We start from the raw sequence: 14,725 nt of genomic DNA on the forward strand, positions 1-14,725 counted from the left end.
TAGTTTAGTTGTTATTAGTATAAAGCTGGCGCGATCTCTATCCCATTATCTCCCCCCCCCTCAACATCCCCCAACTCCCATTACCACTATCCATAAAACTGAGATATACTTATCTACTATATTTATAACTTATATATTAAAGGAGCTCTTTTATGAATTTTAAAAATAAATATATAGTCTTATCTTTTACTCTAAGCTTAGCCTGCTGTAGATTCTTCCCTACAGACAATATTAACCTCAAACCTCAAAAAATACTTGATAAAGCTAACTCTATAATCCTAGATCTAAATAATAATAAAAAAGATCAACTACCTGCAATAATAAACTCAGCATTGCCACAAATCAATAGCATTACTCCTAATATTGACACTGCTACTGCTAAAAACATATTAGACTCAAACACTATACTCCAGCCAATACTTCCAGACAATAAACAAGATAATTTACTCAAACCTATTGAAATCAAAAATAGTGATACAACTAGCCACAACAACGAACAAAAACAAGAAATATCAGAACAATCAACAGAAAATACTATACAAAATACTAATAGCAGTATAACAATACAAACAATAGCTAACACTAACTCAACAACAACTCCAACCAACATAACAGAAAAAACATCAACAACAAAAACCGACACTAAAGAAGACACACCATCACTAGACACCCCTACAACATATGACAACGAAAAGCATATCCTTCAGCAAAACAGCAACGCAATTCAACACCCAACAAACATCCTTAGAGGTAATAACAGCGGAACTTATCTTAAAGGACTAAACAGTGAATCAAATAATATCCAATACACCTATACCTATAACTCACATTACTACTCAAAACCAACATCAATCTCAGGTTCATACTTTGACAGTTCTATAAAAACAATTGAACAAAATGAATTCGAATTTGAAGAAAATGACGATAAATATTCTAAGCTAGAAACTAGACTAAATAACAAATACAACTTTAAATTAAAAAATACCATAAATAATGTTGAACAAGCTATCAAACTAGCTGAACAAATAAAAGACGATTTGGAAATAATTGCATTCAACAGAATCAAACTAAGCAACCAAGGAAAAATGGCTACAGAATCTGAAAAACAACAAGCAAAAGAAAAACTATCCAAGTTTACAAAAAATAAATTAGAATCAGATCTTAAAAACCTTCTAAACACAATTGAAAAAACCTTTAATAATGCTAATGATCTTACCAATATCCCCGACTATCCTAGCACTTTCCAAACAGAACAACAAGCAAAGTCAAAATTAAATGAGCTTACAAGCGAAATAAATTCTTTAATTATAAAAATGCAAAAAAATAATCCCAACAATCACCAAGTATATCCAACACTATATTATAATTATATAGATTATTACAAATACCAAACACTATTCGCAAAACTTCAATTAGTAAAAAACTTACTTACTCGCACTGGTATTGTTGCCAGATAAATAATTTTATACTTACTTCAAATAAAATTTAGAAAGATAGGCTTTTTTATAGCCTATCTTTCATTTACATTTTCAAAAAATTTATTCCTACAAATTTGATAATTTCACTTTTATGATATATACTTATTATTAAATAATAATGAGTATTAATTGATAATAAGTACTCGGAGTTTAAAAAGGATAATATTTATGAAAACACACTTTCTTTCATTATTTGTTTTAGGAGTAATAGCTTGCAATATTACTCCTAAAACAGAACAAGAACAAATTTTAGGTTATATACAAGATCAGAATTCACAAAAAACAATAAATTCTTCTATATATCCTAAGGAAAACAAAGAACAAACTTTAAATCATATGCAAGATCTACATCCTAAAAAAGAAGAAAAAAAAGAACATACAATTCAAGTACAACTTTAAAGTTAACACAAGAGAATATAGAAAGCTTACAAAAGTTTCTTATCAATTCTGAAAACTATATTATGATATCCTAAAAAATATTTATAATCGCAATACTCAATATATCAATAAAATTATGACTTATACTCAATGCAGCAAGGAGCACATGGTATTTTGCACTAGCTACACAAATGCTCAAATACTAAAAAATGCTATTGAAAAACTTAACAAACCCGATCTTATTAAAGACTTACAAACACTAGCAACATCTATAAACAATGCTAAGCCTCAAGCATTAATTAACTCAATTGAAAGCTTAAAACAAGCTATAGAACAAACTTATCTTGTAAAAGATAAAAATACCACTCAAGCATTTAAAACCGTTAAAGATGCTGGTGAGGCTTTCATTACTACTATAAATATTGCAATAATAGCTTATTATCGATGCATTCGTTAACATCACTTCTAACTTTAACTCTAACAATTTTATCAAGGCTGCTCACTCTTTCGCTACTGCTGCTAAGACTTTCCATCAAGAAGTTAATATCGTAGCTCTCAGCCCTATTATTGGTGCATTAAGAGTTATTGCTTTTCAATTAGATGGACTATATACAACACACAAAACAATGTGCTATAAATTTGAATAAAGATAACTACACTGGAGGAACAACTTTTGCTAACGCTATTGATACACTCATTGCTGCTTATAAACAGGCTAATAATTAAATATCAAATAATAGAATAAATAAGTAAGGATCTTTATTATATAGGGATCCTTATAATTAAATACTTATACATTACTTTTAAACATAAGAGCTTGTAATAAGAATGTATAGAACATAAACCCTATGATTAAAAGCTTGATCAAACTATTGTCCAAGCACTCATCCGCAATTAAAAAAATCTATCCTTACAGACAGTTTAAAAATACCTTTCAAATTTGGTTATGTTATTTTTTTATTTTCTCATTTACATAACCAAATTTGAAAGGTACTCACAGAAACAAAAATAGGACCTAATTAACATTAGACCCTATCTCACTTAAATATCACTCTCTAAATAAATACTTAAATTATTAATTACTTATCTCTTCACCACAACGATCGTATATACTACTTATTTTTTAACTACTAATGCTTGCTGTATAACTTGATGTGCGCCCTTTAAATCAGCAAAATCTATTTTGACTCGTTCCATCTTATCTCTAAAATTATCCATCTTTGACTTTACTTCATTAAACATATTTTCCGCATCACTCAAACTAGTTTTTGCCTTATAAATATTATCTACAATATAACCTATGTAATAATAACCATTCGACCTTACCTGTTCTGATTCTCCTAAAGCAGAGACACTAGAATTCTTTGCATACCCAGCATGACTTAGTACATGCTCTAACTCGAGAAACAATTCCTTATACCCTACCACTGCAATATGTTTACTACCTTCAATCTTCTCAATTGCTTGAAATAACTTTTCCTTCAAACCTGAATCAATACTACTTCCATCAGAACCCCTTGCCTTTTCAAAATCAGATTTAGCACTTATAATATCAGATTTCATATTTTCAAGTTCCGACAATGATTTCTTCAACTCATCATAAATTGCATTTATCTCAGCTAAATTAACATCAATTTTCTTCTTAATTTCATTAGCCTCAGTATCTTTAGCAGTAAGATAAGATTCTTGATCCTCAGTTAATTTAGTTTGAAATATATCAATACCTTTTTCTTCCTGCAAGTTTCTCTTTGTTACTACATCTTTTCTAAACTTTGAAACATCTACTTGATTTTCTTTACCCTCTTGATTTCCTTCTTTAGAATTCAAATTCTTTTCAGCTTCATTTTTTTCTAAAAATTTGTCTCTCGCTTTGCCTAACAATTCATTAAGAAAATTTATATCACACGAGAATAAACACATTAGTGTTAACATACATATTGCTACAATACTCTTCTTCATATTTCCTCTCCTAGATTACCTACATTACTCAGATATCAAATATTAATACCTAAATAAAATAACTAATATCAAATATACACCGTTTATATTAACATTAAATAGATTCACTAAAATATACCTAGTTACTCTTTTACTAATTAAAGTTAATCTTATAAAATCATCTATATCTAACTACAAAGCCTTAGCAATGAAACAATTCCTATAATATTGTTTCTTAGTACAAACTTTAATGACTCAAGCTCCAGTAAACATATCAAAAAAAGGAATAAAAACAGTTAAGAAGTCATTACCTAAATTAGCTAGTGAGGATAAGAAATCCTTTTGTTTCTGAAGTTCTTCTATCCCATTATTATTACAAGAAAGGAATAGAGAGACAAATAATGTTGCACAAATACTTTTTACTTTAATATCTTTAATATTTTTAGTCATATATTACGTGCCCCTGTTTACCCTTTCCTTTAGACAAATGAGCTGAATACAAAAAAAGGGAAACTCTACTCTCATATAAAAAGCGTTTCCCTTGAATGCCTTTATTATTGAATTTATTTAATTTTTTTAATTAATTTGCCTTTTGTTGTGCAACTGGTTCTTTTGTCTCTCTTGCTTTATCTATCCCTCCTTTTGCTTTTGCAAGAACATTCTTTACTGTTTTCTTAACTATATCTTCTACTGCTACTAATAATTTATTTACTGCTGTTATTCCTACTTTTTGTACTGCTTTGTCATCCTGATTACCATTCTCTGCAGCTAATTTAACTTCTTTAACCAAAGCTCGTAAAGCTATCCTTTCCTGCAACTGCTGCTGCTTTTGGGGTTGCTGCACCTGCTAATTGATTTGCTTGACCTCCTTTTGCAAACTTCAATGCACTTGTGTCAACATCTGCATTACCGCCCGACAACTCTGCATCAGCATCGGTGTCTTTTGATTTATTAACTATTGCCTCTAAAATTGCCTCACCACTTACTGCAGATACTACTAAAGCTGCTTTACCTGAATCCCCTGACGCTGGATTAGCAACATTTGTAGCTAAAACCTTAGCTCCATCTTTTGGAGTAGCCCCTCCTTATTGATGCTGGCTCCAATGTTAAATTACTTTCTTTCAACTCTGAAACACCTTCGTTCTTAGCTGTTGTTACTATTCCTTTCAATGCCTGATATACCTTCTTTAAGGTACCCATATCTGCTGCTACTCCTTGTTTGTTATCACTTTTTACCTCACCCACAGTACCACTATCACCTATATCTTTTAAAGAATCTAAATGTCCTTTCAATATGTTTAAAATATCTTTAGCCTCTTTAACTGCCTTGGTCAATAGACCATCTTTATCAGCTTCTGTTACTGCTTTTTCTGCTACTTTTTCTAGTTCTGCTAATGCTTTCTCAAGCCCCTTAGCTAAATCAGCAAAATGTTTTCCTACTTCACTTTTTGATGTATCTTTAGTTACAGTAAATCGCATAGACCCTGTAACGAAATCTAAAAAACCAAAAAATGCTTCTCCAGCCTTATCTAATAAATTCACAAGGTTATTATTAGAATCAGCAACCATATCTTGAGGGTTTGAATCTGCTTGTTGTGAACACCCTATAATAAGGGATAAAAATAAAGAAATAAATAATGTTGCACAAATACTTCTTACTCTAATATTTTTAATATTTTTAGTCATATATTACGTGCCTCCTTTTTTTTACCTTTCCTTAACTAAAGAGGCTAGATACAATTAAAGGAAAACTACTCTCATACAAAGAAGTGTTTTCCCTCAGTGACTTTATTATTTAGTTTGATGATTTATTACTTAATTCTTAACAGTACTAGCCTCTGTAGTTTCAGAACACCTTACGCCCTCAACAGCTTTTCTTACTTTCTCTAGATTAATTGCTATTGTTTTCCTAATTATAAAATCAAGTATTCCTAGTACCTTATTTACTGCATTTGCTGCTGCTGCCTTAACTGCTGCATCATCAGTAGGTTGAACGCTAAACTTACCATTTTTAGTCATAGCTTTAAGAGCCACTGCTGCTGCTAAATCTGCATTACTCTTTGCAGTAACACTAGCATTACCACTTCCAACAGCTAATGCTCCAACATCAGCACCTGCACCAACAGCAGCTGTCTTGGCTTTAGCTTCTTTAATCTTATGAATCATAGCCCATGGATCTGCTTTGGCCACCTCATCTGCTAGCTTTGCAGTTTCACCCACAGTCGCATTACTAGCACCAGCTAAAGCTTTAGGACCATTAGTACCTTCCACTACAATATTTCTGTCATCTCCTTTTTTAATAATATCTACCGCCTGAATTCTTTGCTATTTCATTTGCTATTTCAATGATTGCCCTTACATTTTCACTTACTGCATTAACATCTGTCTCAGCAGCACTAGTATTATTATTATCACCAATAGCAATACCACTAGCTCCTTTAGAAACCCCAGTAAGATTAGTTAGTGCATTAATTAGTTTGTCAAAAACATCATCTGCTACTTTAATAGCACCCTTAACAGCTTCAATTGTATTCCCATCAACATTCTTTGCTTCAGATATTTTACTTGATAAATCGTTCAATTTATTCTTAGTGACTGTAAGTGCTTCTCCTAGCTTCTCAAAGTGTTTTCCTACTTTATCTCTAGTATCATCAGATTTAACAGCACTAAATCCTAACGCATCTCCTATGGTATTACCAAAAGAACCGAATATTTCTTGAAAGTTATGACCTATTTTGACAAGAGAATCAAAGAAAGTATTTTTCTTCTCAAGTTCTTCTATTACTCCACTATTACAAGAAAGGAATAGAGAGATAAATAATGTTGCACAAATACTTTTTATCTTAATATTTTTAGTATTTATTTTCATATATTACGTGCATCTTGGTTTCCTATTCTTTAACTAAAGAAGCTAGATACAAAAAAATAGAAACATTTCCTATACAAGAACTATTTCCATCTAAATGATTTTATTATTTATACTCTCAATTTGACTTCTTACTTACCTTTTAATTAAAAACTAACTTTTAACAGTCCCTACCTTAGTAGCAGGAGTTATAATCTCTGCAATTGCAGATGATGATGCGTTGTTAGAGGTCGCTAACAACGCATCCACTAATTTATTGAGCTCACATAGTTGGGGGTTCCTGTTACCATTTACCTTTTGCACCACTATTTCTCTTTATAGCTTCTTCTCATAAACTTCTTATACAGAACTATCTACTTGACCAAGAATTGGATCTACAAACTAAATTGATAGCTTTGGCAATAGAAACAAATAACAATGAACTTGAAAAAACAAATTATTAATGTTCAGGCTAAGAAAAATGAGTTAATCAATAAATTAAAAGGGCTACATCCAATAGCACATTAAATGCCCTAGCAATTAATAAACCATTATGACTATCATTATCATCTTTAAGTCTATCTGCCTAAATTTTCTTTTTAATAGCTTTATCTAACTCATCTATTGACTTTACGAAAGCTTATAATGATTTAACACTTGCTGCACAATAATAAATAATCTATTTTATCTTTTTACTTACTGTCTTCAAATCAATCACTGTCCCATCAACTTTAACTGTCTATTCTCCTTTACGGCACTAATCCTCAATTTTTACAAAATACTATTAAAAATAAAAAGTCATTTCTATTATTGCACTTCTTTGGAAACAAAAATATAAAAGACAACCTAGACTCATATCTAAGATTGCCTTTTACTCTTATTCCTAAATAATTTAATATTTAACTTACTACTTATTACCTGCTTCTGAAACTGATTCCTGTGAACTTTTTGCTTTATTAATTTTCTCTTTTGCTTTCCCAATCGCATTCTTTACTGTTTTTTTAATTAGATCTTCTACTGCCACTAATAGTTTATTTACTGCAGTTACTCCTACTCCTTGTATTTCTTTTCCTTCTCCTGCACTACCATCTGCTGCTGCTCTTGCTAATTTTCCATCTTTAACCAATGAGCGTAAGGCTATTCCTCCTGCTAATGCAGCTGCTTTAGCTGAATTTTGTGCCACAGTAGATCCTGAATTACCTATTGCAAACGACACAGCAGTTGTATTTCCATCTGCACCACTTCCTCCTATTTGTGAATCATTTTCTTTTGATTGAACTATTGAGGCCAGCATGTCCTTTCCACTTACTGTAGCAAGTATTGTTGCTGCTTTACATTCATCTCCTGGTGATGGTTTAGTATTACTATTTGTAGATAATATCTTAGCTCCATCTTTATTATCTACTCCAGTTGCATTATTTAATGCTAAAGTCCCTGCTTCTGGCTTTGCAACACCTACTTTCACTGCTTCATCTACTATTCCTTGAAATGCTGTAAGGACTTTCTTTAACTTATCTTGATTTGCTGCTACCCCTTCTTTAGCACCAGCGTTACTTACTGCTTCACCTATATTTTGGCTAGAATCACCTATATCCTTTAAAGACTCTAAATGGCCTTTTAAGACTTCCAATGTCTTCTTAGCTGAATCAACAGCCTCTCTAATTGCCTTGCTTAATAGACCATCTTTATCAATATCTGATACAGCTTTTACTGCTACTTGTTCTAATGCATCTGCCGTTTTCCCAAGTTTCTCACCTAAAATACTAAAATATTCTCCTACCTGACTCTTCTTTGTATCTCTAGTTACTCTTAAACCTAATGTATCTGAGATCAACTCTATAAAAGAATAAAATGCATTCTCAGTACTTCTACCTACATCCATTAGTACATCAGTTAATCGTTTTTCAGCTTCTGCACTCTCCCCTGAATTATTACAAGAAAGGAACAAAGAAATAAATAATGTTGCACATATACTTTTTACTCTAATATTTTTAATATTTATTTTCATATATTATGTGCACACTCTTTTTTCTTTCCTTTAAATAAAAAGGCTAAATACAAAAAAGGAAAACAACTCTCACATAAAAGAGTGTTCTCCTTCTATAACTTTATATTTAATTTAATTACTGACCAATTTATTTAGTAGCAAGACTACCAGATTCAGCAAAATCAGTTTCAATAGTTTCGGAGTATTGTACTTTCTTTACAGCTTCTCTTACTTTCTCTAGATTGCTTGCTACTGTTTGCCTAATTATCTCACCTAGTACCCCTAATACCTTATTTACAGCACTAGCAGCAGCTGCTTTAACTGCACTTTTATCAGTATCATTATCTTGAGCACTAAACTTACCACCTTTAGTTATAGCCTTCAAAGCAACAGCTGCTGCTAAATCTGCATTTGTAGCAGCATTGGAACCATTATCACCAACTGCATTAGCACCAGTAGCTAATTCTCCAGCTTTATTATCAGTACCAGCATTAAGTTGAGCAGTATTAGCTGTAGCATCTTTTATCTTATTAATCATCGCCCATGGGTCTGCTTTAGAAACTTCAGAAGCTAAAGCAGGACCTGAACCAGCAGCATCAGCTTTACCCCCAAGTGCATCAGGCGCAGTACTAGCCCCTGCATTAATTTTAGCACCTTCGCTCCCCTTTTTAATATCTACTTTAAATATCTCTGCTATTTCAACAATTTTCTTCACATTATCAATGATAGTCTTAACATCATTAGAATCAGCAACTTCGGCTTTAGCTGCAGCAGAAGCTATATCACCAATCTCAGCCCCAATTCCTTTAGTTACACTAGCAAGTTTAGTTAGAGCAACAATTAACTTATCAAAAACTTCTTTTATTCCTTGAATAGCAGTTTTAACAGTCTCAACGCCTTTAGCATCAGCATGAGGAGTAGAAGTTATGTCTTTTGCCAAACCATCTAATTTACCTCTAGTATCTTCTAAGCCTTTTTTTATTTTCTCAAAATGGAGCTCCCACCTTTTCTTTCTTATCACCAGATTTAACAGCATTAAATGCTAATGCGTCTCCCATAGCATTACCAAAAGAACCGAATATTTCTTGAAAGTCATGACCTATTTTGACAAGAGAATCAAAGAAAGTATTTCTCTTTTCAAGCTCTTCTATCCCATTATTACAAGAAAGGAATAAAGAGATAAATAATGTTGCACAAATACTTTTTAATCTAATATTTTTAATATTTATTTTCATATATTACGTACCTCCTTTTAAACTTATCCCTTAACTAAAGAGGTTAGACACCAAAAAAGGAAAACTACTCCTATATAAGAAGTGTTTTCCTAAAATGACTTTATTATTTTGTTTACCTATCTTTTCCTAAATTTTATTTACTTCCCTACTTATCAGCTCCTGATTCACTTGTTTCTGATGACACATCTCCTTGTTTAACTGCTGCTAATGCTTCACTTATTGTTTTTAAACCACTATCAACAGTATTTCTAATAGCGATGATAAGAGTACTTAATGTCTTATTTACTGCACTTGATGCTGCCCCCTTTACTGCATTGACATATTTAACATCATTCTTAGCCGAAAATTTACCACCTTTCGCCATTGCTCTTAAGGCAATACCAGCTGCTATTACCGCATCCTTTTGTGCATCTACTATATCAATATTTTTATCAGCTAATTGCATAGTAGCAGCTGCAATCTCAGCAGCATTTGTTGCCGTTTCAATTTTATTCCCGGAAGCAGCATCCTTAGAAATAGCAATAGCTTGAAGAATATCAGCACCTGTTATGGCTCCAATAGATGCACTAGCGGCTGCCGCTTCAGCTTCTCCAGCACCATTAGTTTTATCATTAAATAACTTACCAACTGTTTTATTATGATTTTTGTCAGTAACATTAGCATCTGACTTTCCTTCATCTTGTTTGAAAACTATTCCTATAATAGTCTTAATTCCTTTTACAAGTGCGTTTACACTTGTAACATCTGCGGGGTTAGCATCTTGATTTTGCTCAACATTCCCAATAGTACCAGAACCCGTAGCCCCACCAGCTGCAATTTTAGCACCTTCTACAATCTTATCTAATGTAGCTATACATTTATCAACAGCTGTCTTTACATTTGGATACTTCCCATACTCCACTTCAACCTTGCTTAACTTCTCTTTAACTTTTTCTATAGTGTCAGCAATATCAGTAAAATATTTTCCTATAGCTTCTTTTTTAGTATCAGCCTTAATACCTAAAACACCACCAAGCATATCTCCAAAGGAAGTAAAGATATCTAAGAATCCTTGTCTTAAATTAGATATAGAGAGTATAGAATCCCTTTGCTTTTGAAGTTCTTCTATTCCATTATTACAAGAAAGGAATAGAGAAATGAATAATGTTGCACATATACTTTTTACTCTAATATTTTTAATATTTATTTTCATATATTACGTGCCTCCTTTTATCTTTCCTGTAACTAAAGAGGCTAAACACAATAAAAAGGAAACTACTCCTATCAAAAGAAATGCTTCCCTTTAATGACTCTATTACTTTGTTCTACTATTTATTTAGTAGCAGTACCAGCTTCAGTTGATTCAGTAGTAATCTAAGAATACTTTATTTTTTGAACAGCAGATTTAATTTTATCAAGTTCAAGATTTATTGTTTTTCTAATGATAAAATTAATTATTCCTAATACTTTATTCACAGCACTCACAGCAGCTGCTTTAACTGCTACTGCTTCATTATCATTTTGAGCACTAAATTTACCAGTCTTCGTCATTGCTTTGAAAGCTACGGCAGCCGCTAGGTCTGCAGTAGTAGCTGCACCAACATTACTATGAGAACTATTAGTTCCAATAGCTAATGCTCCTGTTTCATTATTATCATCACCTTTAAGGATCACACCATCAGTTTTAGCATTTTCAATCTTGGCAATCATTGCCCATGGATCTGCTTTTGATACTTCATCTGCTAAATTAGGACCAGCATTAGCTGAAGCCTTATTATTATTGCTACCAACAGGGGCTTCTACTGCCTTAGTAGCATTTTTTACTTGCTCACCGTTATTCCCTTTTTGAATAAAATTTACGCCTGAATTTTTTGCTACTTCATTGGCTATCTCAATTATAGCTTTAACTCCCTCAGTAACAGTTTTAACATCAACGGCAGAAGCACCAGCAGGAGGAGCAGCACTTGTATTAGTATCACTAATCTTACCAGCTTCTTTAGTTACACCAGCAAGTCTACTTACAGAATCAATTAATTTTGTAAGTACTTCACTAACTTCTTTAATAACACCATCAACACCTGTATTATCAGCATGGGGAATAGAAGATATTTCTTTTGCTAAACCATCTAATTTACCTTTAGTATCTCCTAATCCTTTTCCTATCTTTTCAAAATGTGCACTTATTGCATTTCCAGTATCACCAGATTTAACAGCATTAAATCCTAATGTTCCACCAAATGAATCACCAAAAGAAGTGAAGACAGACAAGAAGTCATTACCTAACTTAGCAAGTGAAGATAAGAAGGTATTTCTCTTCTCAAGTTCTTCTATTCCATTATTACAAGAAAGGAATAGAGAAATAAATAATGTTACACAAATACTTTTTACTTTAATATTTTTAATATACTACGTGAATCCTTTTGCCCTATTCCTCAAAAAAAGGCTAAAGATAAAAAAAGGAAAACATCTCACATAGAGAAGTGTTTCCCTTTAATGACTTTATTAGTTTGCTTACTTATCTTTTTCCAACTTTCATTTACTTCCCCCTTACTTAGTAGCTACAGATTCACTTGTTTCTGCTGACACATCTCCTTGTTTAACTGCTGTTAATGTTTCACTTATTGTTTTTAAACCACCATCAACAGTATTTCTTATTGCTATTACTAAAGTATTTAATGTCTTGTTAACTGCACTTGCTGCTGCTCCATTTATTGCATCAGCAGCTTTTGCTGCATCAGTAGTATCAGACGCAAATTTACCACCCTCAGCCATAGCTCTTAAGGCTATCCCTGCTGCTATTACTGCATCTTTCTGTATTGATGATGAAAGAGTCTGAGCACCACCTGTTGTACAAGCAGCAACACTTGCAGCATCGGTTGCTGTGTTAATCGCAACTGAAGAAGTAGCCTCACCTGACTTTGATATAGCTTTCAATATATCAGCACCACTTACAGCTCCTATTGATGCATTTGCTGCCGCTGCTTGAACTTCTTTTCCATCACTACCTTTAACACCACTAAATATTTTACCTATATTAACTTTTTCCGAACCTGTGGTCCTATCAAATGTTGGATTTCCTTCATTACTATCTAATACTACCCCAACGATCGCCTTCAGCCCATTAACAATTAAATTTACTGAATCTTTTTTTGCAGAAGCAGCATCTTGACCACTTTTAGTAGCACCACCAATAGCATCACTACCACGAGCACCACCAGCTGCAGTTTTTGCTCCTTCCTCAATTTTTTCTATAGTTTTAATAAATTCGTTAACCTTTTCTTTTACCTTTGCATAATTACCATTTTCAGCCATAATGGCATTTAATTGCTCTTTTACTGATTTCATGGTAGTTGCAATATTAGTAAAATATTTTCCTATAGCATCCTTTGTAGTATCAGTTTTGATACCCAATGTATCTGTTACCATATCTCCCAAAGCAGTAAAAACTGATAAGAACCCCTTTCCTAAATTGGCTATTGAATTCAAAAATTGATTCTTCTTCTCAAGTTCTTCTATTCCATTATTACAAGAAAGGAATAAAGAGATAAATAATGTTGCACAAATACTTTTTACTTTAATATTTTTAATATTTATTTTCATATATTACGTGCCCCCTTTTTCCCATACTTTAAATCAAGAGGCCAAATAAAAATAAGGAAAACTAATCCTATACAAGAATTGTTTTCCTTTCATGATTTTATTATTTCAATTATTTATTTTTTCATTATTTATTTAGTAACAGTATCAGATTCAATAGTCACAGGAGCAACAGCATCATTTATGTTCATAGCATCTTTAACAGTTTTAAGTCCTTCATCAATTGTTTTTCTTATTGCTATAGTTAGGGTATTTAATGCTTTAGTCACCGCACTTACTACCGCTCCCTCTACTACTTTCTTTGACTCACTAGCACTACCATTAGCAAACTTACCACTCTTAGCCATTGCTCGCAGTGCAATAGCTCCTGCTATAATTGCATCTTTGGGAATTGCAGAAACATTACCGGTTAATTCTTTAGCAAATTTGACAGCATCACTATTGTCTTTAACCATGGCTTTTAATATGTCAGCACCTGTTACTGCCCCAACAGCTTTAGCTGCATCAGCTGCTACTTTTTTAGGAGAACTACCAATAGCAGTATTACCAAATAATTTCCCTGCTTCACCATCACCAGCATTCGCGGTTCTTGAACCAAGATCGTCGGCCTTTTTATCATCTCCAGCTTCAGCATTACCCCCATCTTTTAATACTATATCTACTATACTCTTAATCCCCTTTATTAAGTTCTCAACACCAGTGCTAGCAACTCCACTAGCATTTTGAGCAATATTAGCAATCAAATCATCACCTGTAATACCAATAGCCTCACTAGCAGTCCTAGCTCCTTCTATTATCTTACTGAGTGTATTATTAATGAACTTTTCCACTTCTTTTTTAACAGCATCAGCATTAGGCTTATTATCTCTTTCCATATTAGCAACAATTTTCTCAAGCTTATCTTTAGTTCCTTGTACAGCATCTTGTACTTTTTTAAAGTATTTCCCAACATCAGACTTTGGAGTAGTCTCATTAAATCCTAAAATCCCACCAAGTGTACCACCAAAAGAAGTAAAGATATCTAAGAAGTCATTACCTAAATTAGCAAGTGAAGATAAGAAAGAATTTCTTTTTTCAAGTTCCTCTATCCCATTATTACAAGAAAGGAATAAAGAGATAAATAATGTTGCACAAATACTTTTTAATCTAATATTTTTAATATTTATTTTCATATATTACGTGCCTCCTTTCTACCTATCCCTTAACTAAAGAGACAAAATATAAAAAGGGGAAACATCTCTCCTCAAGAAAGGTTTCCCTTAATGGATTCATTACTTAATTTACGTAT

General features: G+C 32.4%; 12 protein-coding genes and 3 pseudogenes. 4 read left to right on the plus strand and 11 right to left on the minus strand.

The window, feature by feature from the left end; translation table 11 throughout:
• Positions 1–152 precede the first annotated feature (152 nt).
• The 4 genes from bcCo53_RS07515 (at position 153) to bcCo53_RS08795 (ending at position 2,582) form a co-directional block, all read left to right on the plus strand.
• Positions 153–1,457 (plus strand): hypothetical protein, encoded by a 1,305-nt coding sequence (locus bcCo53_RS07515; RefSeq protein ID WP_246938464.1) that lies wholly within the window; start codon positions 153–155, stop codon positions 1,455–1,457.
• 189 nt (positions 1,458–1,646) lie between these two features.
• Positions 1,647–1,877 carry a hypothetical protein gene (locus tag bcCo53_RS07520; protein ID WP_246938465.1) on the plus strand — a complete coding sequence of 77 codons (231 nt, stop codon included), beginning with the start codon at positions 1,647–1,649 and terminating at the stop codon, positions 1,875–1,877.
• Positions 1,878–2,022: 145 nt separating this feature from the next.
• A complete protein-coding gene (locus tag bcCo53_RS07525) occupies positions 2,023–2,313 on the plus strand; it encodes a hypothetical protein (RefSeq protein WP_028328289.1) in 291 nt (96 codons plus the stop codon).
• Between the two features lie 143 nt (positions 2,314–2,456).
• Positions 2,457–2,582 (plus strand): hypothetical protein, encoded by a 126-nt coding sequence (locus bcCo53_RS08795; protein WP_281507461.1) that lies wholly within the window; start codon positions 2,457–2,459, stop codon positions 2,580–2,582.
• A gap of 390 nt (positions 2,583–2,972) precedes the next feature.
• Here the strand turns inward: bcCo53_RS08795 and bcCo53_RS07530 are convergent, their stop codons facing one another.
• The 11 genes and pseudogenes from bcCo53_RS07530 to bcCo53_RS07575 form a co-directional block, all read right to left on the minus strand.
• Positions 2,973–3,815, minus strand: a complete 843-nt coding sequence (locus tag bcCo53_RS07530; RefSeq protein ID WP_028328290.1) for a hypothetical protein — start codon at positions 3,813–3,815, stop codon at positions 2,973–2,975.
• 234 nt (positions 3,816–4,049) lie between these two features.
• Entirely contained in the window at positions 4,050–4,244 is a 195-nt protein-coding gene (locus bcCo53_RS07535) for a hypothetical protein (protein WP_028328291.1), read from the minus strand.
• Between the two features lie 130 nt (positions 4,245–4,374).
• Positions 4,375–4,879 (minus strand): annotated as a pseudogene (locus bcCo53_RS08935) (variable large family protein); the annotation flags it as partial.
• Positions 4,851–5,480 (minus strand): variable large family protein, encoded by a 630-nt coding sequence (locus tag bcCo53_RS08810; protein ID WP_051428638.1) that lies wholly within the window; start codon positions 5,478–5,480, stop codon positions 4,851–4,853. The pseudogene bcCo53_RS08935 and the gene bcCo53_RS08810, both read right to left, overlap by 29 nt.
• 129 nt (positions 5,481–5,609) lie before the next feature.
• A pseudogene (locus bcCo53_RS07545) lies at positions 5,610–6,663 on the minus strand (variable large family protein).
• An 883-nt stretch (positions 6,664–7,546) separates the two neighbouring features.
• Positions 7,547–8,647, minus strand: coding sequence for a variable large family protein (locus bcCo53_RS07550; RefSeq protein WP_038365162.1), 1,101 nt, complete (start codon positions 8,645–8,647; stop codon positions 7,547–7,549).
• Between the two features lie 127 nt (positions 8,648–8,774).
• A pseudogene (locus tag bcCo53_RS07555) lies at positions 8,775–9,861 on the minus strand (variable large family protein).
• 145 nt (positions 9,862–10,006) lie between these two features.
• Positions 10,007–11,053, minus strand: a complete 1,047-nt coding sequence (locus tag bcCo53_RS07560) for a variable large family protein (RefSeq protein ID WP_028328307.1) — start codon at positions 11,051–11,053, stop codon at positions 10,007–10,009.
• Positions 11,054–11,214: 161 nt separating this feature from the next.
• On the minus strand, positions 11,215–12,234 hold the full coding sequence (locus bcCo53_RS07565) for a variable large family protein (protein WP_038365221.1): 1,020 nt from the start codon (positions 12,232–12,234) through the stop codon (positions 11,215–11,217).
• A gap of 153 nt (positions 12,235–12,387) precedes the next feature.
• Entirely contained in the window at positions 12,388–13,440 is a 1,053-nt protein-coding gene (locus bcCo53_RS07570) for a variable large family protein (RefSeq protein WP_246938466.1), read from the minus strand.
• A 128-nt stretch (positions 13,441–13,568) separates the two neighbouring features.
• Positions 13,569–14,609, minus strand: a complete 1,041-nt coding sequence (locus tag bcCo53_RS07575) for a variable large family protein (RefSeq protein ID WP_038365298.1) — start codon at positions 14,607–14,609, stop codon at positions 13,569–13,571.
• Positions 14,610–14,725 lie beyond the last annotated feature (116 nt).

It is taken from the genome of Borrelia coriaceae (assembly GCF_023035295.1).
GTDB classification, from domain to species: domain Bacteria; phylum Spirochaetota; class Spirochaetia; order Borreliales; family Borreliaceae; genus Borrelia; species Borrelia coriaceae.